The organism is Vibrio sp. S457-15 (genome assembly GCF_000960545.1).
Lineage (GTDB): Bacteria > Pseudomonadota > Gammaproteobacteria > Enterobacterales > Vibrionaceae > Vibrio > Vibrio parahaemolyticus.
Map to the genome: position 1 here is coordinate 1 of NZ_JYOQ01000170.1, position 389 is coordinate 389.

The 389-nt window shown below is 56.3% G+C and carries 1 rRNA gene; it reads right to left on the reverse strand.

From position 1 onward, the window contains the following. Positions 1-389 (reverse strand): 16S ribosomal RNA (locus UF05_RS17310); the annotation flags it as partial.

A 389-nucleotide genomic window follows, 5' to 3' on the forward strand; every position in this document is an offset into this window, starting at 1 on the left:
AGGTAGAGCCCGGGGCTTTCACATCTGGCTTAACAAACCACCTAAATGCGCTTTACGCCCAGTAATTCCGAGTACCGCTCGCTCCCTCCGTACTACCGCCGCTGCTGGCCCGGAGTTAGCGGGTGCGTCTTCTGTCGCTAACGTCAAATAATGCAGCTATTAACTTCTCGTCCTGCCTCACGAAGGAAAGTGCTTTCCAACCCGAAGGCCTTCTCCACACACGCGGCATGGCTGCATCAGGCTTGCGATCATTGTGCAATTTTCCCCACCGCTGCCTCCCGTAGGAGTCTGGACCGTGCCTCAGTTCCAGTGTCGCTGATCATCCTCACAGACCAGCTAGGGGTCGTCACCTTGGTGAGCCAGTACCTCACCAACTAGCTAATCCCACC